Origin of the sequence: Ruegeria meonggei (assembly GCF_042768335.1) — a bacterium.
GTDB classification, from domain to species: Bacteria; Pseudomonadota; Alphaproteobacteria; order Rhodobacterales; family Rhodobacteraceae; genus Ruegeria; species Ruegeria meonggei.
Genome location: NZ_JAXHBT010000001.1, coordinates 220,468 through 242,142, shown reverse-complemented (window position 1 = coordinate 242,142; position 21,675 = coordinate 220,468). Strand labels below are relative to the sequence as shown.

21 protein-coding genes are annotated in these 21,675 nt (G+C 57.7%); 9 read left to right on the top strand and 12 right to left on the bottom strand.

Annotated elements, in window-relative coordinates; translation table 11 throughout:
- Positions 1–4 precede the first annotated feature (4 nt).
- Positions 5–613 (bottom strand): carboxymuconolactone decarboxylase family protein, encoded by a 609-nt coding sequence (locus tag SJY13_RS01175; RefSeq protein ID WP_377186668.1) that lies wholly within the window; start codon positions 611–613, stop codon positions 5–7.
- A 129-nt stretch (positions 614–742) separates the two neighbouring features.
- Here SJY13_RS01175 and SJY13_RS01170 point away from each other — a divergent pair, with 129 nt between their 5' ends.
- From SJY13_RS01170 to SJY13_RS01155, 4 genes are all read left to right on the top strand, one after another.
- Positions 743–1,582, top strand: coding sequence for a class I SAM-dependent methyltransferase (locus SJY13_RS01170; protein ID WP_377186665.1), 840 nt, complete (start codon positions 743–745; stop codon positions 1,580–1,582).
- Positions 1,583–1,742: 160 nt separating this feature from the next.
- On the top strand, positions 1,743–3,701 hold the full coding sequence (parE, locus tag SJY13_RS01165) for a DNA topoisomerase IV subunit B (protein ID WP_377186662.1): 1,959 nt from the start codon (positions 1,743–1,745) through the stop codon (positions 3,699–3,701).
- A gap of 60 nt (positions 3,702–3,761) precedes the next feature.
- Positions 3,762–4,823: a serine hydrolase domain-containing protein gene (locus SJY13_RS01160; protein WP_377186659.1), complete on the top strand. Its 1,062-nt coding sequence runs from the start codon at positions 3,762–3,764 to the stop codon at positions 4,821–4,823.
- Positions 4,824–5,011: 188 nt separating this feature from the next.
- Entirely contained in the window at positions 5,012–5,293 is a 282-nt protein-coding gene (locus SJY13_RS01155) for a hypothetical protein (RefSeq protein ID WP_377186656.1), read from the top strand.
- 9 nt (positions 5,294–5,302) lie between these two features.
- On the opposite strand, the gene SJY13_RS01150 is transcribed toward SJY13_RS01155, so the two are convergent.
- The 8 genes from SJY13_RS01150 to SJY13_RS01115 form a co-directional block, all read right to left on the bottom strand.
- A complete protein-coding gene (locus SJY13_RS01150) occupies positions 5,303–6,073 on the bottom strand; it encodes an alpha/beta hydrolase (protein WP_377186653.1) in 771 nt (256 codons plus the stop codon).
- Positions 6,074–6,132: 59 nt separating this feature from the next.
- On the bottom strand, positions 6,133–7,278 hold the full coding sequence (locus SJY13_RS01145) for an iron-containing alcohol dehydrogenase (RefSeq protein ID WP_377186650.1): 1,146 nt from the start codon (positions 7,276–7,278) through the stop codon (positions 6,133–6,135).
- Positions 7,279–7,344: 66 nt separating this feature from the next.
- Positions 7,345–8,727 carry an aldehyde dehydrogenase family protein gene (locus SJY13_RS01140; RefSeq protein WP_377186647.1) on the bottom strand — a complete coding sequence of 461 codons (1,383 nt, stop codon included), beginning with the start codon at positions 8,725–8,727 and terminating at the stop codon, positions 7,345–7,347.
- Positions 8,728–8,818: 91 nt separating this feature from the next.
- The gene (locus SJY13_RS01135; protein WP_377186644.1) at positions 8,819–10,168 is read right to left on the bottom strand and encodes a glutamine synthetase family protein; all 1,350 of its coding nucleotides are present in this window, start codon (positions 10,166–10,168) and stop codon (positions 8,819–8,821) included.
- Positions 10,169–10,223: 55 nt separating this feature from the next.
- Positions 10,224–11,258: a TRAP transporter substrate-binding protein gene (locus SJY13_RS01130; protein ID WP_377186641.1), complete on the bottom strand. Its 1,035-nt coding sequence runs from the start codon at positions 11,256–11,258 to the stop codon at positions 10,224–10,226.
- A 51-nt stretch (positions 11,259–11,309) separates the two neighbouring features.
- Positions 11,310–12,629, bottom strand: coding sequence for a TRAP transporter large permease (locus SJY13_RS01125; RefSeq protein ID WP_085820983.1), 1,320 nt, complete (start codon positions 12,627–12,629; stop codon positions 11,310–11,312).
- On the bottom strand, positions 12,626–13,198 hold the full coding sequence (locus SJY13_RS01120; RefSeq protein WP_200818523.1) for a TRAP transporter small permease subunit: 573 nt from the start codon (positions 13,196–13,198) through the stop codon (positions 12,626–12,628). Before SJY13_RS01120 ends, SJY13_RS01125 begins: the two co-directional genes overlap by 4 nt.
- Before the next feature lie 8 nt (positions 13,199–13,206).
- Positions 13,207–13,962: an N-formylglutamate amidohydrolase gene (locus tag SJY13_RS01115; protein WP_377186637.1), complete on the bottom strand. Its 756-nt coding sequence runs from the start codon at positions 13,960–13,962 to the stop codon at positions 13,207–13,209.
- 137 nt (positions 13,963–14,099) lie between these two features.
- Between SJY13_RS01115 and SJY13_RS01110 the strand changes: the two genes are divergently transcribed.
- Entirely contained in the window at positions 14,100–14,987 is an 888-nt protein-coding gene (locus tag SJY13_RS01110; RefSeq protein ID WP_377186634.1) for a MurR/RpiR family transcriptional regulator, read from the top strand.
- An 840-nt stretch (positions 14,988–15,827) separates the two neighbouring features.
- Here SJY13_RS01110 and SJY13_RS01105 read toward each other — a convergent pair.
- Positions 15,828–16,502: a TIGR04283 family arsenosugar biosynthesis glycosyltransferase gene (locus SJY13_RS01105; RefSeq protein WP_377186631.1), complete on the bottom strand. Its 675-nt coding sequence runs from the start codon at positions 16,500–16,502 to the stop codon at positions 15,828–15,830.
- A gap of 73 nt (positions 16,503–16,575) precedes the next feature.
- Here SJY13_RS01105 and ygfZ point away from each other — a divergent pair, with 73 nt between their 5' ends.
- Together ygfZ and SJY13_RS01095 are read left to right on the top strand one after the other, a co-directional pair.
- On the top strand, positions 16,576–17,313 hold the full coding sequence (gene ygfZ, locus SJY13_RS01100) for a CAF17-like 4Fe-4S cluster assembly/insertion protein YgfZ (protein ID WP_377186628.1): 738 nt from the start codon (positions 16,576–16,578) through the stop codon (positions 17,311–17,313).
- Between the two features lie 106 nt (positions 17,314–17,419).
- Positions 17,420–18,364 (top strand): ABC transporter transmembrane domain-containing protein, encoded by a 945-nt coding sequence (locus tag SJY13_RS01095; protein WP_377186625.1) that lies wholly within the window; start codon positions 17,420–17,422, stop codon positions 18,362–18,364.
- Positions 18,365–18,417: 53 nt separating this feature from the next.
- Here SJY13_RS01095 and efp read toward each other — a convergent pair whose 3' ends face one another.
- Positions 18,418–18,981, bottom strand: coding sequence for an elongation factor P (efp, locus tag SJY13_RS01090; RefSeq protein ID WP_377186622.1), 564 nt, complete (start codon positions 18,979–18,981; stop codon positions 18,418–18,420).
- 218 nt (positions 18,982–19,199) lie between these two features.
- On the opposite strand from efp, the gene SJY13_RS01085 reads away from it, so the two are divergent.
- Positions 19,200–19,520 (top strand): DUF6280 family protein, encoded by a 321-nt coding sequence (locus tag SJY13_RS01085; protein WP_008757056.1) that lies wholly within the window; start codon positions 19,200–19,202, stop codon positions 19,518–19,520.
- Positions 19,521–19,586: 66 nt separating this feature from the next.
- Here SJY13_RS01085 and SJY13_RS01080 read toward each other — a convergent pair whose 3' ends face one another.
- Complete coding sequence (locus SJY13_RS01080; protein ID WP_377186618.1) at positions 19,587–20,156, bottom strand: cobalamin biosynthesis protein CobQ; 570 nt, start codon at positions 20,154–20,156, stop codon at positions 19,587–19,589.
- A gap of 61 nt (positions 20,157–20,217) precedes the next feature.
- On the opposite strand from SJY13_RS01080, the gene SJY13_RS01075 reads away from it, so the two are divergent.
- Positions 20,218–21,675, top strand: a complete 1,458-nt coding sequence (locus SJY13_RS01075; protein ID WP_377186615.1) for a cobyric acid synthase — start codon at positions 20,218–20,220, stop codon at positions 21,673–21,675.

Sequence of the window (21,675 nt, the reverse complement as noted above, 5' to 3'; positions counted from 1 at the left end):
AGTCCTACTTGTGCCCCCAATCTGCCGGATCGTCTGAATTGTTCGGCGACAGGCCCAGAAGATCTCCGTCCGTCGAACATCCCAATCCTAGAACGGTCCGGTTTGCATAGGCAAAATAGGCGCAGACCTGATTGATCTCGAGTATTTCACCATCATCCCAGCCGGACGTGCGTAGGGCCTGAATATCGGCCTCGGCCATATCAGCCGGGGCCTCTGTCAGCTTGCGGGCATAATGCATCGCTGCAATCTGGGCGGTGTCCAGCGGTGCGGTTTCGGGCGTTTCAGCTTTAATCGCTGAGCGGATCGCGTTACCCCGTCCCGCATCCCCCAGCAGCCTTTGCAGCCCGCTGAAATGATGCTCAACACAATAGTCGCAGCGGTTCAGGGAACTGACCCAAACGCCCAGCACCTCAAGAAACCACTTCGGGACAGAATTGGCCGAATGGTGCAGCACATTCTTATACAGCGCCATGTGGCCTTCCATCGAATGCGGGCGCAAAGAATGCGCCATCATGATGTTGTCCACATTGTTGTCCGGGCCGGTGACCCGTTCATAGAGTTTTTTCAGCCTGCCGGTGGCTTCTTGAAACGGCACGGTTTTGATCCAGCTCACGTGATACCCCTGATTGATCTTCTCGAGTCGCTCGTACCCTAGTTTCGATCCCGTCAGTCTACGAGATGAAACTAGATCAACCCGGCGCATCACGATAGGCTGTGTGTACCCAAGGGAGGTACAAACCAGATGGAAAAGACAGAACAAACTGTCGCGGAATGGTATGCCAACCACCCGATTTCGGCGCCCCATATTCTGACCAAGCTGAAAGCCAATCGCGGGTCGCTGGATGATGTCGCCCCGGTGGATCTCTATCCTTACGACCAGGACCATTATGACGGGCTAGAGGCGAACGCCCGACTGGCCAACAACGTGCGGATGAAGCCAGGCGACGGTATACTTGACGTGTGCTCAGGCTTGTGCGGCCCAGCCCGATGGTATGCGGTCGAACGCGGCGTTGATGTGACAGGTGTCGATATCAGCACCAATCGGGTTGACGGGGCAAAAGAGCTGAACGCTCTGGTCGGGTTGCAAGACCGTATCCATCCGATCCTGGCCAGCGCAATGGCCCTGCCTTTCGATAATGCTCAGTTTGACGGCGCCGTCAGTCAGGAGTCATTTCTGCACATCCCCGACAAATCCAAAGCACTGGCCGAGGTATTTCGCGTTCTGCGCCCCGGTGCCCGGTTTTCCTTTACGGATTGGGTCATGCACACCCCCCTGTCCGACGATGAGCTAGCGCAGTACCGATCCCAGATCGCTTGCCAGTCTTTGTTCAGCATTCCGGAATACGAATCCCACCTGAAGGAAACCGGCTTTGCGATGATTAACGCACAGGACGTGACACATGTCTGGGGTGATATTCTGGCCAAGCGGCTGCAAATGTACCAGGCGCTGGACGCCGAGGCAGAGCGTGCAGGTAACCCCTCCAAAGGGGATGACTTTCTCAAGATGTATGCAAAGTTTGTCAGCGATGTTCAGAAACGGCGGGTTGGCGGTGTTCGCTTGACCGCTGAGAAACCTGACTAAACGACCAAATCCAGGCAGCTTCACTTGCTAGCCAACAGGCTGAGACCGCTTCTTTCCGGCGCTCAGGCTCGTCAATCGCCCACAACACTTCGCGCCCCTCTTCCCCCGGACCACATCACCTGCCATAATGGGATCAAACCCAAAAACAAGAGCAGCACCGATGCCCGACGATCTGTTGACGCCCAGCGCAACCTCCACCTACGACGCCTCCTCGATCGAGGTGTTAGAAGGGCTGGAACCGGTTCGAAAACGCCCCGGCATGTATATCGGCGGCACCGATGAACGCGCGCTGCACCATATGGTCGCCGAGATTCTCGACAACTCGATGGATGAGGCGGTCGCGGGCCATGCCAACCGGATCGAGGTTGAGTTGCACGCGGATTATGCCCTGACCGTGCGCGACAACGGACGCGGCATCCCGATTGATCCGCATCCAAAGTTTCCCGACAAATCAGCGCTTGAGGTGATCTTGTGCACCCTGCACGCGGGCGGCAAGTTCTCGGGTAAAGCCTATCAAACGTCGGGCGGTTTGCATGGGGTTGGCGCATCCGTTGTCAACGCCCTGTCGGATTCGATGGTCGTTCAGGTGGCGCGCGACAAGACGCTGTTCGAACAGCGGTTCTCTCGCGGTATCCCTATGGGCCCAGTGGAAAAGGTCGGTGCCGCCCCCAACCGGCGTGGCACCACTGTGACCTTCCATGCCGACCCTGACATCTTTGGCCATCACAAATTCAAACCGGCGCGGTTGTTCAAATCCATCCGCTCCAAGGCCTATCTGTTCTCGGGCGTCGAAATTCGCTGGAAATCCCATATCGACGACGGCGAAACGCCAACCGAGGCCAGCTTCCACTTTCCCGGCGGACTATCGGACTATCTGAAGGAAACGATGAACGGCTCCTCCACCTATGCCGATCAACCCTTTGCCGGCACCGTGGACTTTCAAGAGAAATTCGGCGCGCCCGGCAAGGTCGAATGGGCGATCAACTGGACGCCCTCGCGCGACGGGTTCATCCAATCCTACTGTAACACTGTCCCAACACCCGAAGGCGGCACCCATGTGGCAGGCTTCTGGTCCGCGATCCTCAAGGGGATCAAGGCCTATGGCGAGCTGATCAACAACAAGAAGGCCGCGCAAATCACCCGCGATGATCTGATCACCGGCGGCTGTGCGCTGGTGTCCTGCTTCATCAGCGAGCCCGAGTTTGTCGGCCAGACCAAAGACCGTCTGGCCACGGTCGAGGCGCAACGGCTTGTGGAAAATTCGGTCCGCGACCATTTCGACAACTGGCTGGCCGCGGACACGAAATCCGCCGGCTCTATTCTCGATTTCCTCATACTGAGGTCCGAAGAACGTCTGCGCCGACGGGCCGAGAAGGAGACACAACGCAAGTCCGCCACTAAGAAACTTCGTCTCCCCGGCAAGTTGGTGGACTGTAGTAGTTCAACACGCGATGGCACCGAATTATTCATCGTCGAGGGCGATTCTGCCGGTGGCTCCGCCAAAATGGGCCGCAACCGCAAAACACAGGCGCTGCTGCCCCTGCGCGGAAAGATCCTCAACGTGCTGGGTGCAGCCAGTTCCAAACTGGGCACCAACGCCGAGATCAGCGACCTGACACAGGCGCTGGGTGTGGGCCTTGGCACCAAATTCAACGTCGATGATCTGCGTTATGACAAGATCATCATCATGACCGATGCGGATGTGGACGGGGCGCATATCGCGGCACTCCTGATGACGTTCTTCTTCACTCAGATGCGCCCGATGATCGACGCGGGCCACCTGTACCTGGCCTGCCCGCCGCTCTATCGCCTGACGCAGGGCGCCAAACGTGTCTATTGTCTGGACGAGACTGAACGCGACGAATGGATGGAAAAAGGTCTTGGCGGCAAAGGCAAGATCGATGTCTCGCGCTTCAAGGGTCTGGGTGAGATGGACGCCAAGGACCTGAAAGAGACCACAATGGACCCGGCCTCGCGCAAACTGATCCGCGTCACCATCGACGAGGATGAACCCGGCGAAACCGGCGACTTGGTCGAGCGTCTGATGGGGAAAAAGCCCGAACTGCGGTTCCAGTACATTCAGGAGAACGCGCGGTTTGTGGAAGAGTTGGATGTCTAACACCAACTGGCGCGCGCACTTTATTTGCTTTGCAGCTTCATCCCTGCTCAAATGGCGAGAATGATGCGTAAAACGACACTCAGGTTTTCTGCACTTCTTCTTGTATCCTTGACGCTTTTCTTAGTTTTGTCTGATCAGCAACGCGAACCGCGCACAATTGAAGACGTTGTTGAGGTGTTCCGCCAGGCCCACATGATCCCAGGCGCGGTCGTTGCGTATGGCGTTTCGGGGTCGGAGCCTACGATTGCTGCTTTTGGTGTCTCAGACCCCTTAAGAAACACACCGATGTCGCCCGATCAGCCTTTTCGGTTAGCTTCGGTGACCAAGGTGATTGCAGCAAAGGCCATTCTTAATGCCGAAGGTCATAACGAAATTGATCTCGACACGCCGATTGCAGAACAAATAGACTTACCATCTCCACGCGACCCTCGATCCCTATCCATCACCCCGCGACACTTGCTTGCACATCGAGGGGGGATGGATAGCAAACTCAGTTATGACCCCCTGTTCGCGCCCGACCGACTGGGTTTGGATCGGTCGGCAAGTTGCGCAGAAATTGCGCGTACGGCCTGGGAGAAAATGATGCTTGATCATGCGCCCGGCACAAATACGGCCTATTCGAATGTTGGGTTTTGCCTTCTGAGCGGTTTTTTGATCACCGACCATCGCGCGGACTTAACCCCAATTCTTCAAGATGTAGCTGACGTTCGTATCGAAGGTCCCGTCACGCCAAACTGGAAACACAACGGGACCAGTTGGATTCGTGTTCAAAATGACGCTGAAGCTGAGGGCTGGTTCTCGGGTCTGGGTATAGCTGGTGGTGCGATTGCCAACGCCGAAGCAGTTTGGTCATTTGTGTCGGCCCATGAACCTGACCGTGGGATTGAAGCACCACTTGCGGGCGAAACGGATTTTTATGCTTTGGGCTGGCACGTCTGGACCCATCCTGAAGGCTATCATTTGACACATTGGGGGGGGGTGGAAGGTATCTTTACGGTCGTTGTACGTTTTGCTGACGGAGAGGCGATCGTCATGCTTTTTAACGCCTCACCTGCAGATCGGCCCAGCGCCTTCAATTACCTTCATCAACAACTGCTCAGGTTAAACAGTCTGAAGACCTGAACCGCTGGGTGGTGATAAAGATGTCCCGGGGTTTCCGGCCTCCCGTCTCTCACACTCCTCAAAATGCCCCCTTCCCCAGTTTTTGATCCTATTCAAACTTACTTCATCCGACATTCAAGACCGATATTTGAGGCGTCGAGCGTCCAAGACCCTTGTGAACGAACACATTTTCTGAACGTGAGGACGACATGAAAACCCCAATCCTGGGATTGGCATTTACCTATTTTGCCACGCAAGCGCCCGCGCGGCAGAAGCTCAGCACCACGTCGCCAATTCTGGAAGATGCCGAGACGCTGTTTTGCTATTACAGAGGCATCGCTTATTCGCTGGAAGCATTTGTGGTGATCTTCGGCGAAAACCCCGTGACTTCGACGACCAGCACGCACGAAGAGCACCTGCTGCGCTGCGTGAAAAGCGACGACGGCACCATGAGCTGGAAACCCCAATGCGGCTTTCAGATCAGCCGCTAAGCCCTCGGGCTATTCCAGCGTCCGATCCATCCAGCCTTCAATCTGCCCAGCTGGCCCCTCCCACCCCGGCTCCATGAACAGAAAATGCGCGTGGTTTTCGACCGCCAGAAACGTCGCGCGGCCTCCGTAGAGCTTCGCCAGCGCGCGGCAGGTGTTGGGGTTCACGGCCCGATCTTCCGACCCTGAGACGATCAGAACCGGGCAGTCGACCTTGTCGATCTCGACCTTCATCGCGTGGTGGTCGTCGAACATCCAAAAGAACATCTCGAACATCACCCTGCCGCTTTCCGCGCCCAACTGGTCGAACACCTCATGCTGCTGCGCCTCGGGCATCTTGTTCAATGCAAAGGGGGCCATCAGATCGAACTCAACCCGCATGGGCTGTTTCCAGAACGCCCCGCCCTCCATCAGCGCGCGCGGCACGGCGCGCTCGTCGTCGGTTTCGGGCAGCGTGCCCCACGGTGCGTTCGGGTTGATCAGAACAATGGCGCTGGCCAACCCACGCGCCGCCACCTGCTGCGCCACAACGCCTGCGATGGCGTGACCCAGAAGCACCGGCTTGCTGTCCAGCCCCTGCACGAACTCTGCAATGTCGTTGGCATAGTCGGTGACGCTGACGTCGGTCAGGCCCGGATCGGGTTCGGCCTTGGGGTCGCCGCCATGGTACCGCAGAGCAGGCGTGTGCACGGTCCAGCCCCGGTCGCGGAAGAACCCCGCGTAATCGGCCATACACCACGGTCCGGCAAAAGCTCCATGGATCAGAACAATCTCTTTGGTCATGATAACGCCCCCTCACCTCTCATCACTATGAGAGATCAGGGAGCGGATCGGCAAGAGACTTACAGCGCCGCTTTGAACAGCTCCGTCAGGTTGTCCGCGGTCAACTCAATCGGGTTGCCGCCGCAAGAGGGGTCGATGATCGCGCCCTTGACCAGTTCGGGGATTGCCGCCTCGGTCACGTTCATATCCGAGAGCTTACGGGAGATGCCCAACGAGTCATTGAGCTCCTGCACAAAGGCGCGGAAGCCGTCGAACCCTCCGCCGATGCCCAGATAGGCCGAGGCTTGCTGAAACCGGTCGGCAATAACAGGGGCGTTGAACTCCAGCACAGTGGGCATGCAGACCGCGTTGGTGGTGCCGTGATGGGTGTTGAACACCGCGCCGATCGGGTGGCTCATCGCATGAATCGCGCCGAGGCCCTTTTGAAAGGCCGTGGCCCCCATCGCTGCCGCGCTCATCATCTGGGCACGAGCTTCGATATCAGTGCCATCGGCATAAGCGCGCGGCAGGTAGTCCTTGACCAGCCGCATCCCCTCGAGTGCGATACCCTGGCTCATCGGATGGTAATGCGGGCTGGAATACGCCTCAACACAATGGGCAAAGGCATCCAGTCCGGTTCCTGCGGTGATGAATTTCGGCATACCAACGGTCAGTTCCGGATCGCAGATTACCACGGCAGGCAGAACTTTGGGATGAAAGATGATCTTCTTGGCATGCGTCTGAGAATTAGTGATTACACTGGCCCGACCGACCTCGGACCCGGTGCCGGCGGTGGTGGGCACGGCAATGATCGGTGCGATGACATCAGCATCTGCGCGGGTCCACCAATCTCCGATATCCTCAAAATCCCAGACCGGGCGCGTCTGACCAGCCATGAAGGCGACCATCTTGCCCAGATCCAGCCCCGAGCCACCACCAAACGCAATCACCCCGTCGTGGCCGCCAGCGTTATACGCGGCAACACCAGCCTCAAGGTTCTTTTCGTTGGGGTTCGGATCTACTTCGCTGAACAGTCCGCGGCCCAGACCAGCAGCCTCCATGATGTCCAGCGTCGCGGTGGTGATCGGCAGATCTGCCAGCCCCTTGTCGGTCACCAACAGAGGTTTCTTCATCCCGGCCGCCGCGCAGGCCTCGGGCAATTCGCTGATGCGACCGGGGCCGAATTTGATTGTGGTCGGATAGGACCAGTTTCCAACAAGTGCCATGTCAGATTTCCTTTGTTTTAAAGCCTGCCCCGGCGAGGGGGCCTGTCCGTGGCAGGCAGATCGCCCTTAGCCGGTAACCTTTTTCAGGTGATAGGATTTAGGACGGGTCAGGTTGTGATAGCCGATGACGGACAAACCACCACCGCGTCCGGTATTCTTGCAGCCGGTCCAGCACAGGCCCGGATCCAGATAATCGGCGCGGTTCATGAAAACAGTGCCGGTCTCGATCGCGTCACCTATTTGTGCCGCACGGTCCACGTCTTGGGTCCAGAGGCTGGCAGTCAGGCCAAACTCGCTGTCATTCATAAGCGCGATTGCCTCTGCGTCCGAGGACACTTTCATGATGCCGACAACGGGGCCGAAACTCTCATCCCGCATCACTCGCATGTTGTGGGTCACATTGGTCAGAATTTGGGGTGTCAGATAGGCACCGCCGTCATCCTCGGCAAAGGTCTCGATATGCGTCACCGCGCCAGCGGCGACAGCTTCGGAAATCTGTGCACGCACTTCATCGGCAAAGCGTACGTTGGCCATCGGTCCGATGGTCGTCTCGCTGTCCAGTGGATTACCCAGCTTATAACCGTTCACGATCTCAACTGCCTTGTCGACGAAATCATCGTACAGGCTTTCATGCACATAAATCCGTTCGATTCCACAACAACACTGCCCAGAATTGAACATCGCGCCGTCAATCAAAGTATCGACAGCAGCATCCAGATCAGCGTCTTCCAGGACATAGCCAGGGTCTTTGCCGCCCAGCTCGGTTCCTACGCCTGTAAAGGTGCCCGCTGCTGCCCGCTCCATCGCCTGACCACCGCTGACCGAGCCGGTAAAGTTCACAAAATCAAACGCATTGCCTGCGATCAGATCGTTGGTCACCTCATGGCTCAGGAACATGTTTTGGAACACCTCCTCGGGCACACCCGCCGCGTGAAATGCCTGCGCTATCCGCTCGCCGACCAACAACGTCTGGGTCGCATGTTTCAACACGACCGAATTGCCCGCAATCAGTGCGGGTGCAACGGTATTGATTGCCGTCATATAGGGGTAATTCCAGGGTGCCACCACAAACACGACCCCATGCGGAATACGCTTAATGTATCGCTTGAACGTCTCATCTTCGCCCACTGCAATTTCCGCCAAAGATGCCTCTGCGATCTCGGCCATATGGCTCGCACGTTCATTGAACCCGCCAAACTCACCGCCGTAGCGCACCGGGCGTCCCATCATATGGGCCAGTTCGGGCACGATCTCATCGTTCATCGCGCCCACGGCGGTTACGCCCGCCATGACCAGATCAATCCGTTCCAGCAAAGGTCGCGCGGCCCATTCCACTTGCGCCGCTCGCGCCCGCCCAACGCTTTCGAACGCTGCGTCCTTGGACATCACGTCCCGTTCTGCAAATACCGATCCATCAATCGGCGAGACACATTGCAACATCTGCCCCATAATCACCCCATCTGTTCAAAGCAGGATCCCTGCTTCATCTGGCTAAAAATATCCCGGGGAGCGCGAGGGGCTGGCCTCTCGCTTCCGCCACTCACGCCCGTTCAAACCCACGAGCAATTTCCCAATCGGTCACCACACGCTCGAACTCTTCGATCTCAACCTCGGCTGCCCTGGCATAGTGATCGACCACCTCATCGCCCATGGCCGCGCGCAGCATTGCCGAGCCATACAGCGCATCGCGGGCCGCGCGCAGGTTGCCCGGAATCATCCCGGTCTCGCCCTGATAGACATCGCCTGTGGTGGGCGGCTGCAGCTCTAACCCTTCTTCGATACCCGCAATCCCCGCGGCCAGCATGCCGGCCATCGCCAGATAGGGGTTCATGTCAGACCCGGGTATGCGGCATTCCGCGCGAACCGACTTGGTCCCGTCCCCACATAAACGGAATCCCGCTGTCCGGTTATCCACCGACCAGATGATCCGCGTCGGCGCAAAGGTGCCCTTCATAAAGCGTTTGTAGCTGTTGATGTAGGGCGCCATGAAAAAGGTGTAATCAGCAGCGTATTTCAACAAACCCGCCATATAACTTTTCATCAGCGCCGACATGCCCAGCGCATCCGCCGCGTCAAAGAACGCAGGCCGCCCATCAGCCCACAACGACTGATGCACATGGGACGAACTTCCCACCTTGTCATGATGCCATTTCGGCAGGAACGTGGCCGCATGACCATGCTGCCAGGCGATCTCTTTCACTGCGTTCTTGGCAATCGAGTGGTACTCCGCCGTGTCCATCGCCGGCGCGTATTTGATATTCAGCTCTTCCTGCCCGGCTTCGGCCTCACCCTTGGAGTTTTCGACTGGCAGGCCCGCATTCCACAGATGATTGCGGATCGGACGCATCACATGCTCTTCCTTGGTGGTCTGCAGGATGTGGTAGTCCTCGTTATAGCCCGAGATCGGTTCCAGATTGCGAAACCCTTCTTTGCGAATCTGGTCAAAGCTCTTCTCGAACAGAAAGAACTCTAATTCCGTCGCGCACATGGCGTCATAACCCATGGCCTTCAACCGGTTGACCTGTTTCTTCAGGATCGAACGCGGCGCATGCGGCACTTCCTCATGTGTGTGGTGGTCCAGTACATCGCACATCACCATCGCCGTGCCGTCCAACCAGGGCACCGGGCGCAGCGTGCTCAAATCCGGCTTCATGACATAATCGCCATAGCCCCTCTCCCAGCTGGTCGAGGCGTAGCCGTCCGGCGTGGCCATCTCTAGGTCGGTGGCCAGAAGGTAGTTACAGCAATGGGTTTCTTCCCAGGCGCCCGCCACGAAATGACCGGCGTGAAAGCGCTTGCCCATCAAACGCCCCTGCATGTCGACCATGCATACCAGCACGGTATCGATATCGCCGGCAGAAACCTGCGCCTTCAGATCGTCGAGAGTCATATCAGCCTCATTCCCAATTCATCAGGGCAGGCGCAACCGCCTGCCCCGTTTTACCTTAACCGTAGCGATACGGCCGTCCGGCCTTTTGCATTTCAGCGTTGTAGCGTTTGAAGATATCGACAACCTTCGCCTTGGTCTCGGACTCGGCCGCGATTTCATCCCAGAACTTCACCGCAGCGTTTTCAACCTGCGCCCATTCTTCGTCGGGAATGGTGGTCAACTCCATCTTGGTGCCCTGCACACGCAGATTGGCTTCGCCGCCCCAGTACCACCATTGACGATAGTAATGTGACTGGTCACAGCAGGCGCGGAACAGGGTTTGCAGATCTTCCGGTAACTCGTTCCAGCGGTCCATATTGGCAAAGAAGTGACCCGCCCATGCGCCTGACACATTGTTGGTCAGGAAATAGTTGGTCACGTCCGCCCAGCCCACCGTATAGTCCTCGGTGATGCCTGACCATGCGATACCGTCCAGCTCGCCGGTTTGTACTGCGACCTCGATATCTTCCCATGGCAGGGTCACCGGAACCACGCCAAACTGGCTGAGGAACCGGCCCGCGGTTGGGAAAGTGAAGATGCGCTTGCCCTTCATATCCGCAAGCGAGTTGATCGGGTCCTTGGTGGCAAAGTGACACGGATCCCAGGCCCCGGCGCTGATATGTTTGACGCCGACCTTGGAATATTCCTCATCCCAAATCTCGTTCAGGCCCCACTGGTTGAACAGCACCGGCACGTCCAGTGAATAGCGGGACGCAAACGGGAAATAGCCGCCAAACACGGTCACTTCGGTGGGTGACGCCATCGAATCGTCATCGGATTGGACCGCGTCGATTGTGCCCTTCTGCATGGCGCGGAACAGCTCTCCGGTCGGGACCAGCTGATCGGCATAGAACAGCTCGATCTGCATTCGGTCACCGGCGATCTTGTTGAACATCTCAATCGCGGGATCGATCACATGGGCCGCCAGTGCCGAGCCGGCATAGGTCTGCATCCGCCATGTGATCGTGCTTTGCGCCAATGCGGGCGTGGCCAGAGGTGCAGCGGCTACGCCTACCCCGGCTGTTTTCAAAAACTTACGTCTTGTCGTCATGTCAATTTCCTCTCCGTTGAAGTTTGCGTGCCCTCACTTTGGACATTCTCTTTAGTTTCCATAAACATAACCGGGCAGCCAAAGGGCGATCTCTGGGAAAACCATGATGATTATAAGGGCCAGAACCATCACACAGACAAACGGACCAATCGAGCCATAGATGTCTTTCAAGGTGATCTCTGGCGGGGCCATCGCGCGCATCAGGAACAGGTTATAGCCGAAGGGCGGTGTCATGTACGCGATCTGCGTGGTGATCGTATACAGCACCCCGTACCAAATCAGGTCGAACCCCAACGCTCCGACCAAGGGCACATAAAGCGGGGCTACAATGACCAGCATGGCCGTGTCGTCCAGGAAAGTCCCCATGACGATAAAGCTGAGCTGCATCAGGATCAGGATCATCCAGGGCGACAGGCCCAACTGATCGGTAAACAGATTGTCGATGGCCTTCACGGCGCCCAACCCGTCGAACACGGCACCAAAACCCAGCGCGGCCAGAATGATCCACATGAACATGCAGGAAATTGCCAGCGTCTGTTTGGTACAGTCTTCGAATATTTTCCAAGACATTCGGCGCTTGATCACAGAAACCAGCAGCGCCGTCAGCGCCCCGATGGCCGAGCTTTCCACCAGCGAGGTCCAGCCATTTACAAAAGGCACCATCATGGCCGCAAAGATAATCAGCGGCAGCGCCCCTGCACCCAACAGCCGGAGCTTCTCGGACCAGGGCACCTCATGTGCGTCTTCCATTGCCGGGCCAAGCTCGGGCTGAATGCGACAGCGAATCCAGATGTACAGGACGAACAGGCCAGCCATCAGCAATCCCGGCAGGATCCCTGCCAACCACAGCTGTCCGACGGGTTGCCGTGCGATCATCGCATACAGCACCAGAACCACCGAAGGCGGCACAAGAATCCCCAGACTGGACCCCGCCTGAATGACCCCGGTCACCATCGTTTTGTCATAGCCCCGTCGCAGCAGTTCCGGCAGCGCAATGGTGGCCCCGATCGCCATGCCAGCCACGCTAAGTCCGTTCATGGCCGACACCAGTACCATCAGGCCGATGGTGCCTATGGCCAGGCCTCCGTTCACCGGCCCCATCCAGACATGGAACATCCGGTAAAGGTCATCGGCCAGGCGGCTTTCGCTGAGGACATAGCCCATGAAGATGAACATCGGCAGCGTCAGAAGCGGATACCATTTCATCAGTTTCATTGCGGCTGAAAACGTGATGTCCTGCCCACCGGTACCCCACAGTGCTAACGCAGCGATGGTTGCCACAGCCCCAATCGCACCAAAGACACGCTGTCCGGTGAACAGCATCAGCATCATCAGCGCGAACATGAAGATGGCAATATATTCCTGGCTCATGCCCGCTGTGCCCCAATTTCCTGCCCGTTGATCCGGGCTATGTCTTTGAAAAACTCTGATATGGCCTGCAACAGCATCAGGAAAAAGCCGAACACCATGATGGCTTTTACCGGCCAGATGTAAGGACGCCACGCAGTGGATGAGCGTTCGAGGCGTCCGATTTCCTCACTGCCTGTCAGCAGGCCGGTAAAGTAAGACACCGGCGCATCGCCCCAATAACCCAAGCTATAAGCGGTTGATCCCAACCCGCCATAGAACAGCACACCCAGATAGAGGATCAGCAGAAGAACGGTGAACGCATCGAACCAGGCTTTCCTCTGCGGACTCCAGTTGTGATAGAACAAGTCCATCCGCACGTTCGAGCCCAGCTGGATCGAGTACGGCCCGCCGATAATGTAATAGGTGACCATCGCAAACTGCGCCATTTCCAGCGTCCAGAGTGACGGCAGGAAAAACGTCTTCGAGATCGAGGACCACAGTAGGATTGCCATCATCACGAACAGCCCCCACATCATCACGCGCCCGATCCGGTAATTGATCGCGTCGACGATCCGCACATATGATGCCATCGCCCTGATCACAGTGTTTTCCTTTCCTGAAACCCGGCCAGCGTTTCGGTGATCCAGGGCACCAGATAGGCGGCCATCGCGGCTTGTTGATCCGATGTTTGGATCAGATCGTTGCGAATTTCGATCATGACGTTCAACAACCCATTCGGCAGCGCCTGTGCGTCCAGCGTATGGGCCACGCCGTCGGCGGCTGAATACGGCTGGTTCAGCCGGGTCACAAACGGTGGATCAGACGGCAAAGTGGTCATCATTGCCTGCGCAAACCGGTCATCGCGGCCATGTAAAAGGCCCAACTCAACCGATCGCGGTTTGCCATGATAGACCGGCGTAAAACTGTGGATCGTCACCATCAGATCAAGCGAGCTGCGGCTCTGCTTGATCTGATCGGACAATTCGCGGCTGAAGACTGTGTAGATATTGTCGATCCGACTCTGGCGCTCTTCCGGCGACATCGCCACGTTGGCCGGGATGTCGAAATCTTCGCTTTTGATCGGCATCGCGCCTGCGGCCTCGGGCGGGCGATTGCAGTCATAAACCAGACGCGACACACCACCATAAACCAGGGACGCCGACATCTGTGCAGTCATTTGCTGTGCTACCGCCAACGCGCCCGGGTCCCAGGCGATGTGGCTGTCCAATGCCTCGGCCGACAATCCCATGTCCCCGAGAGACGCGGGCACGCGTTTGGACGCATGTTCGCAGACCAGCAACGCCAAAGGCGCGCCACTCGCCGTATCCGTATGAACAACCGTTCCAAAGTCCAAAGTGATGCCCTGCAATTCCTAGAAAGAGGTTTGTGGAAAAAATTCCACACACTGCATTCACCTGTCAATAATTTTCCTGTATAATTTTTAACAGACCCAATCGCGCTGGAAAGTTATTCACAAAGCGCCAAAAACAAGTGCAGGAGGACTCTTCGGTGCGGGTAACGGACAGGCTGACGGCTCATCGCGACAAAATGACCCCATCTGAACGGCAACTGCTGGGTGTTCTGCTGGATGATTACCCCATGGCGGGCCTTGGCAGCATTACCGAGCTTGCCGGTACAGCATCAGTTTCGACAACAACTGTGGCCCGGATGTTGCAAAAAACCGGCTTCGACGGCTATCCGCAGTTTCAGGCTGCCCTGCGGGGCGAGGTCAAAGAGATGATCTCGGGTCCCGAGGCCAAGCGTGACCTGTGGCAGAACGACCTTCCCGAAGAACACATCCTGAACCGGTATTCCCAGCAGACACTGGCCAATCAGAAACGCACAATTGATGAGGTTGATCCGACGGAATTTGACAGCCTTTGCAACCTGTTATGTGACCCCAACCGGCGTATTTTCATTACCGGAGGCCGGATCACCGGCACACTGGCCCAATATCTTTACCTGCACCTGCAAATGATCCGCCCGGATGTTCGGCTGCTGCCCTTTGCGGCGTCCTGGACCCATGACCTGCTGGATGTGCGCAAGGATGACGTGCTGATCGCACTGGATGTGCGGCGCTATGAAAACTCGACCCTGCTGATCGGCCAGCTCTGCCATGAACGCGAGGCCGAGATCGTGTTGTTCACCGATCAGTGGCGCTCGCCCATCCACCGGCTGGCCAAACACACCTTTGCCGCGCGCATCGCGGTTCCATCCGCCTGGGATTCGATGGCGGCCCTTTTGACACTGATGGAATGCATCATCGCCGAAGTTCAGGAACGGCTTTGGGATTCGGTCAAAGAGCGCACCGATGAACTGGAACAGGCCTTCGATCGCACCAAACTGTTTCGGAAATTCGGCCAAAGCTCGGGCTCTTAACGGCTTTTTCCTTTCAAAACCTACAACTGCCCGTGAGGAGTGTTGCCAGCGCCCAGGCGTAGGGTCACTTTGGTGTCATGACGTTTGTGACCGAAAACCAACTACCGCTGCTGATCCTGTTCTTTCTGATCGGGGCGTTTGGCACTGCATTTCTGTTTCGCAAACCGGCGGGTCACCGGGCGTGGAAACTGGCCGATCTGGTCTGGGTCGTGCTGGGCGGGATCGGTGCGCTGGTAGCGGTTCTGGCCGGACTTTATACCTCGGACAGTTCTCGACTAGACCGGCAGATCGACGTGGCCTATGCCGCAACACTGGCTTTTGACCGCGACGCCGCGCGATTCCGGCTGCGGTTTTGCGATCCGGCTTTTGACCCCGACACCGCCGTGCTGTGCGAAAAGGTTGAGTTTCTGTCGGCCTCGACCGCCAGCAATGCCGACCTGCCTTTGTTCATCGCCGTAACCGATGAGGTCGCTCCACTGCAGGGGCTGCATTTTCTGTTCGGTCAACAGGCAAAGGAAGAAAAGGACGATATGCGGGTCATGGCCGCCAAGGCGCAGGCTTTTGATATCGATCAGTTTCTGGTCTTTACGACATTGGACGACGAAACCCAGGCCGCAATCGACAACATGCGCCGCAAGGTCCCCGCAATTGCCGGAGATTACCTAATCCTCGCCCAAAGCTATGATGATTTGGTCGATCAGGTTGGCAAACTAAAAGACGAGTGGGAATACCTTCAGGACAACGCGCATATTCTGGTGCTGCAGATCATCGCCTTGTGTCTGGTCAGCTTTGCCGCCCCTTTCCGGCTGGGTAAATCCGTGGTCGAGCTGCGCACAACCCTCACCGCCGGTACGCCCGCGCCAGCCGCTCTGGATCGGCCCCCAGAAAGTACCGCGTCAGAGTCCACAGATTCCGAACCCCACGTCGTACCCAACCCACCCTCTCATAGCGGTCCGCACTCGTAACCGCGCGCGTGTTCAGCAGCGTGATGGCAGGCAAAGCGCGTACAAGGGCCACATCTTCCATTAACGGCTGATCCGGATAACCGCCGGCCTTCAGATAGGTTTGGCGCGGGACCAGAAGGCCCTGATCGCCATAAGGCAGCCCGAACACCCGGCTGCGCAGATTGGCCCAGCCCGCGACCCAGGTTGGCCCAAACCCGTGCGCACGGAATGCCAGCCGAAAGGTGGCCGGTTTGCCAATGGGCAGATGATCTGACACCACCTTGCTCCACCCGCCCTGCAGAACCGTGTCAGCGTGCAGGATCAACAGCCAGTCCGCTTTGGCAGCCTCACATCCGCACTGCAATTGCCCCCCACGCGAAGCGGGGCCTGTCACGATCTCGGCCCCGGCCTCATCAGCGATTTGAGCGGTCAGATCTGTCGATCCACCGTCACTTATGATCAATTCGCGGATCAGGCCGGAATGCAGCCCCTCCATCAGTGCATGCAGGCTCGCCGGCAGGACGTCTTCTGCATTCAGGGTCGGGATTACGATGCTGATCGGTGCAGGCACGTCGGATACCCTCTGGTCATGGCGGCGGGAACTCCTATATCACGGGTCCAACAGAAAAGACGAGGACCACCCCATGCCCAATCGCCGCATCCTGCGTCTGAGTGGACCAGAGACCGACAGCTTCCTGCAGGGGTTGGTGACCAACGATATTGGCAAACTGGACACCGGGCTGGTCTATGCGGCCATTCTGACCCCTCAGGGCAAGTATCTGGCGGATTTCTTTTTGAAACGCGATGGTGACGCCGTTTTACTGGATGTCGCCGAAGACTTGGCAGACGGGTTGGCCAAACGGCTGAACATGTACAAGCTGCGCGCGGCTGTTACGATCGAAGAAAGCGGTCTGAACCTGCAACGCGGCACCGGCCCCGCACCCGAAGGCGCCCTGCCCGATCCGCGCCACCAGGATATGGGGTGGCGGGCTTACTCTACCGCGACAGAGGGCGATGACGGGACCGATTGGGATGCGATCCGCGTTAAGCACTGCATCCCGGAAACCGGTATCGAACTGACGACCGACAGCTACATCCTTGAGTCGGGGTTTGAGTTGCTCAATGGCGTTGATTTTAAAAAAGGCTGCTATGTCGGTCAGGAGGTCACCGCGCGGATGAAGCACAAGACCGAGCTGCGCAAAGGTCTGCGCAGCGTTCAGGTAACAGGCGTGGCCCCGGTCGGGACCGAGATCATTGCAGGCGGCAAAGCTGCGGGCACGTTGTTAACTCAGTCGAACGGCTTGGGGATTGCCTATCTGCGTTTGGACCGCGCCAAGGGGGATATGCAGGCCGCTGAGGCCACAGTGACCCTGCAGACCTGAGTTGTTGCCGAACCGACGCGGCTGATCGCCCCCATCATATTGTAACATTTGAAGATGCACCCGGTCGCTGCCACACTGACCGCACCTCAAGGAACCGGGTGGATATATGCTTAAGCTCTACAAAGCGATCTGGCGCGCCAGTGCCGGGCGACAGATCATCCTGATTATCCTGTCGATTGCCATCGCAGGGCTGGCGGCGGTCCCGCTGGAGTTTCAGCGCGATATCATTAACCACCTCACCTCGGGCGATGCGGGTACCGAGCGGCTGATCCTGCTGGGTGCAGGAATGCTGGCCGTCATCCTTCTGAGCCTCGCGCTGAAATGGGTGCTGGGCTTCCGGGCGGGCACACTGGGCGAGGACATGATCCGGCTGATCCGGCAACGCCTGCTGGTGCGGTCGGCGGATTTGGGCGAAACGGGGGAAACGGTGCGCAAGGGCACAATGACCACCGCCATCTCGGCCGAAGCGGAAGAGCTGGGCAAATTCGCCGGGGGTGCTTTTTCGGATCCTGTGGTGCAGATTGGCACGCTGATCAGTGTGATCGGCTATATCTCATCGACCCAGCCTGGGCTGGGCCTGATCGCCTTTTCCATGATCGTTCCGCAAATCATCATCGTGCTGATGTCGCAGCGCAAAGTGAATGTCTTTGTGGCCGAGCGTGTTCGCATTCTGCGTAGCGCCACCGACAGGCTGACGGCCGAAGATATCAATGCCGTGGCGCGCGATATCGAAACTCAGTTTGATGATATATTTGAGACCCGCCGCCGGATGTTTCTGTGGAAACTGTCCGCCAAGTTCATGCTGAGTGTGATCAACGGCGCGGGTACAGTCGGCATTCTGATGCTGGGCGGCTGGCTGGTCCTGCAGGGCAGAACCGATGTCGGCACCGTGGTGGCCGCCACTAGCGGTCTCAGCCGTATCCAGGGGCCCACGGCCTTTTTGATCGCCTTCTATCGACAGGTCAGTGCCAACCGCATCAAATACGAACTGATGTTGGAACTGTTTGGTCCCAACCCCGAGCGCTATCGCCGCATCAACAGGCTAAAATAAAAAACCGCACGGGCTGACCGCGCGGTTTTCCAAATGAGCCCAGAAGCGCAGGATCAGGCGCGTTCGGAGTAATCCATGGTTTCGGTATTCACGATGATCATCTCATCCTGACCAACAAACGGCGGCACCATGACCTTGACGCCATTGTCCAGAACCGCCGGTTTGAACGAGTTCGCAGCAGTCTGACCTTTGACCACCGGCTCTGTCTCGACGATCTTGCAGGTCACTTTCTGGGGTAACGTGGCGTTAAGCGCTTCGCTTTCATAGAACTCGACGAGGATGGTCATGCCGTCCTGCAGAAACGGTCGGCGCTCTCCAAGCAGGTCTGCGGGCAGTTCGATCTGCTCGTAGGTCTCGGTATCCATGAACACCAACATGCCGTCAGATTCGTACAGGAATTGCTGATCTTTCTGCTCAAGGCGCACACGTTCGACCTTGTCCGCGGACCGGAATCGCTCGTTCAGCTTAGAACCGTTGCGCAGATTGCGCAGTTCAACCTGCGCAAAAGCACCGCCTTTACCGGGCTTTACGTGATCCACCTTAACAGCCGCCCACAGCCCGCTATTATGTTCAAGCACATTGCCGGGGCGAATTTCATTCCCATTTATCTTGGGCATGACATAAATCCTTCACAAACGGTTGATGCATCAGTTCCCGCCCCTATATCTGGCGGGACCATACCTGACAAGACAACGACACCTAGTGCTGCACGCGCAGCGAGCTATGCGACTGACGCAACGTAGCTATGCATTTAAAGTGTATCCGAATCGCGTTCAATAGGTCATAAGAACCGTCACGCCGAAAATGCAAGAGCAAGAACAACAAGGAAGACGAGATGAGAGATTTCGTTGACGGCACTGCCTTTAACAACGAGCAAGGCAATCGTGCACGCAAACTATTCGCAGCCGTTGTCTTGGCTGCACTTGATGATGCTATCGCCGATGACAAAAAATACGGCAATGGTCCCGAACAAATCGCCCGCTGGGCCCGCTCGCGCGATGGTCGCGAGGTGTTGTCCTGTGCTGGCATCGACCCCAACGAACGGGTTGTCGGCGGACTGATGGAGTTCGTTGGCCGTGGCGTGCGCACCTCGGTTGCGCTGTCGCGTGAAGAAAGCGAGCGCCGCAATGCCGCTCAGCAGGCTGAAGCCGCCTGATCCACGGCGATTTCTGAAAGAAAAAGCGCGCACCCTAACCCGGGGCGCGTTTTTCTTTTGGACCTCTCAAAAGAACAAGAACCACTGGCGCGCAACCCAAAGCTCTGCCGCCAGAAGCGCGGCAAAGAACAGTTTGCCGGACACTGTGAGCCCCCGCTGCCACAGCACGGCAAATGCGCCCGCGCAAACCGCAAGCGATGCCGGAGCGACCCAAAGTGCATGATGCGCACTGTCCCAATAGCTGACAGGGCTGTGAAACACCCAATCCGTGATCGGCCAGAACTGCGGACGCCCGTCGCCTGCATGCAGCAGAAAATCCATAGCCAGATGCAGCAATCCTGCTGACGCCGCCACTGTCAGCACCTGCCATCCGCGCCAGACCCCGACGACCAATGCCACCCCCCAAAGGATGATCGAGTTGTCGATGGCAAAGACCGTCTGCCAGGCTTCCGAGAAATAGAGTTGGTTAAACACAACCTGCGCCGGAATCCCCAACACATAAAGCGATACGCCCGCCAGCACATAAAGCGACAGGTCAGGTAACAACGACCCCAGCACCGTCGCCCACAGGATGCGCCCTCGTGCCGGGCGCGCAAACGCGGCAGCCCCAAGCAAAAGATGGGCAGGTGTGTTCATCGGGGGCTTTTCCTTTTGCCTCAAATCAGGTCATCTGCGCCCTATCGTATAGGAGACGGCCATGGTTCGCGCCATCATGATTCAGGGCACCGGCAGCAATGTCGGAAAATCGGTTTTGGTCGCCGGACTGGCGCGCGCCTTTACGCGCCGCGGTCTGAGGGTGGCCCCATTCAAACCGCAGAACATGTCGAACAACGCTGCCGTGACGGAAAACGGCGGCGAGATCGGGCGCGCGCAGGCGCTGCAGGCGCTGGCTGCCAAGCGGCCGACGCATACGGATATGAATCCCATTCTGTTGAAACCTGAGACTGACACCGGCGCTCAGATCATCGTTCAGGGTCAGCGTGCAGGTACGATGAAAGCGGGCGATTACCGCAAGGACAAATCCAAGCTGTTGGGTGCCGCGTTGGAAAGCTTTGACCGGCTTTGTGAAGACGCCGATCTGGTACTGATCGAAGGTGCCGGCAGCCCGGCCGAAACAAACCTGCGTCAGGGCGACATTGCCAATATGGGTTTCGCCTGTGCCGCCGGGGTTCCTGTGGTGCTGGTTGGCGATATACACCGCGGTGGGGTCATCGCACAGATCGTAGGCACGCAAGCGGTGCTTGATGATGTTGATCTGGCGACGGTCAAGGGCTTTGCCGTAAACCGATTCAAAGGCGATGTATCGCTGTTCGACGACGGCCGTGATGACATCGCCGCGCGCACGGGCTGGCCCTGTATGGGGGTTGTGCCGTGGTTCCAGGACGCCTGGAAGCTGCCTGCCGAAGACATGATGGACATTCGGTCCCACAGCGGGGGTGCCTGCAAAGTTATCGTGCCGCAACTGGAACGGATGGCCAATTTCGACGACCTCGACCCCCTCTCGGCTGAGCCTGGCGTGACGGTCGAGATCGTGCCCGCAGGCCGCCCTCTGCCTGGTGACGCGGACCTTGTGCTGCTGCCTGGCAGCAAATCCACCATCGGTGACCTAGCTTACTTCAGGACGCAAGGTTGGGATATCGACCTTTACGCGCATGTGCGGCGCGGTGGGCATGTATTGGGCCTGTGCGGCGGCTACCAGATGCTGGGAAGAACCATCGCGGATCCGGATGGCGTTGATGGTCGTCCAGGCACTGTCGACGGACTAGGGCTGCTGGAGGTGGACACTGTTATGGCAGGCGAAAAGCAGGTCACTTTACGTACCGCACACACCGTTCCAGCCAACGAGCCCGTCACAGGTTATGAAATCCATATGGGCCGGACAGAAGGCCCGGATTGCAGCCGCGCCTGGCTGGAAATCGAAGGCCGACCCGAGGGTGCCGCGAACAGTACGGGCCGCATCCGCGGCAGTTATCTGCACGGTATCTTTTCGTCCGACGCATTCCGCTCCAGCTATCTGGAACAGCTTGGGACCGCATCAAATCTGGCCTATGAGGACGGAGTTGAAGACACGCTGGATGCGCTGGCCGACCATCTGGAACAGCATATGGATTTGGATCGCATTCTGGCAGCAGCCACGCCGCCGAAAAGGCCTTAG

Coding starts and splice junctions, on each gene's coding strand:
- SJY13_RS01170 (WP_377186665.1), top strand. CDS start 743: ATGGAAAAGACAGAACAAACTGTCGCGGAATGGTATGCCAACCACCCG.
- parE (WP_377186662.1), top strand. CDS start 1,743: ATGCCCGACGATCTGTTGACGCCCAGCGCAACCTCCACCTACGACGCC.
- SJY13_RS01160 (WP_377186659.1), top strand. CDS start 3,762: ATGATGCGTAAAACGACACTCAGGTTTTCTGCACTTCTTCTTGTATCC.
- SJY13_RS01155 (WP_377186656.1), top strand. CDS start 5,012: ATGAAAACCCCAATCCTGGGATTGGCATTTACCTATTTTGCCACGCAA.
- SJY13_RS01150 (WP_377186653.1), bottom strand. CDS start 6,073: ATGACCAAAGAGATTGTTCTGATCCATGGAGCTTTTGCCGGACCGTGG.
- SJY13_RS01145 (WP_377186650.1), bottom strand. CDS start 7,278: ATGGCACTTGTTGGAAACTGGTCCTATCCGACCACAATCAAATTCGGC.
- SJY13_RS01140 (WP_377186647.1), bottom strand. CDS start 8,727: ATGGGGCAGATGTTGCAATGTGTCTCGCCGATTGATGGATCGGTATTT.
- SJY13_RS01135 (WP_377186644.1), bottom strand. CDS start 10,168: ATGACTCTCGACGATCTGAAGGCGCAGGTTTCTGCCGGCGATATCGAT.
- SJY13_RS01130 (WP_377186641.1), bottom strand. CDS start 11,258: ATGACGACAAGACGTAAGTTTTTGAAAACAGCCGGGGTAGGCGTAGCC.
- SJY13_RS01125 (WP_085820983.1), bottom strand. CDS start 12,629: ATGAGCCAGGAATATATTGCCATCTTCATGTTCGCGCTGATGATGCTG.
- SJY13_RS01120 (WP_200818523.1), bottom strand. CDS start 13,198: ATGGCATCATATGTGCGGATCGTCGACGCGATCAATTACCGGATCGGG.
- ygfZ (WP_377186628.1), top strand. CDS start 16,576: ATGCCCAATCGCCGCATCCTGCGTCTGAGTGGACCAGAGACCGACAGC.
- SJY13_RS01095 (WP_377186625.1), top strand. CDS start 17,420: ATGCTTAAGCTCTACAAAGCGATCTGGCGCGCCAGTGCCGGGCGACAG.
- efp (WP_377186622.1), bottom strand. CDS start 18,981: ATGCCCAAGATAAATGGGAATGAAATTCGCCCCGGCAATGTGCTTGAA.
- SJY13_RS01085 (WP_008757056.1), top strand. CDS start 19,200: ATGAGAGATTTCGTTGACGGCACTGCCTTTAACAACGAGCAAGGCAAT.
- SJY13_RS01080 (WP_377186618.1), bottom strand. CDS start 20,156: ATGAACACACCTGCCCATCTTTTGCTTGGGGCTGCCGCGTTTGCGCGC.
- SJY13_RS01075 (WP_377186615.1), top strand. CDS start 20,218: ATGGTTCGCGCCATCATGATTCAGGGCACCGGCAGCAATGTCGGAAAA.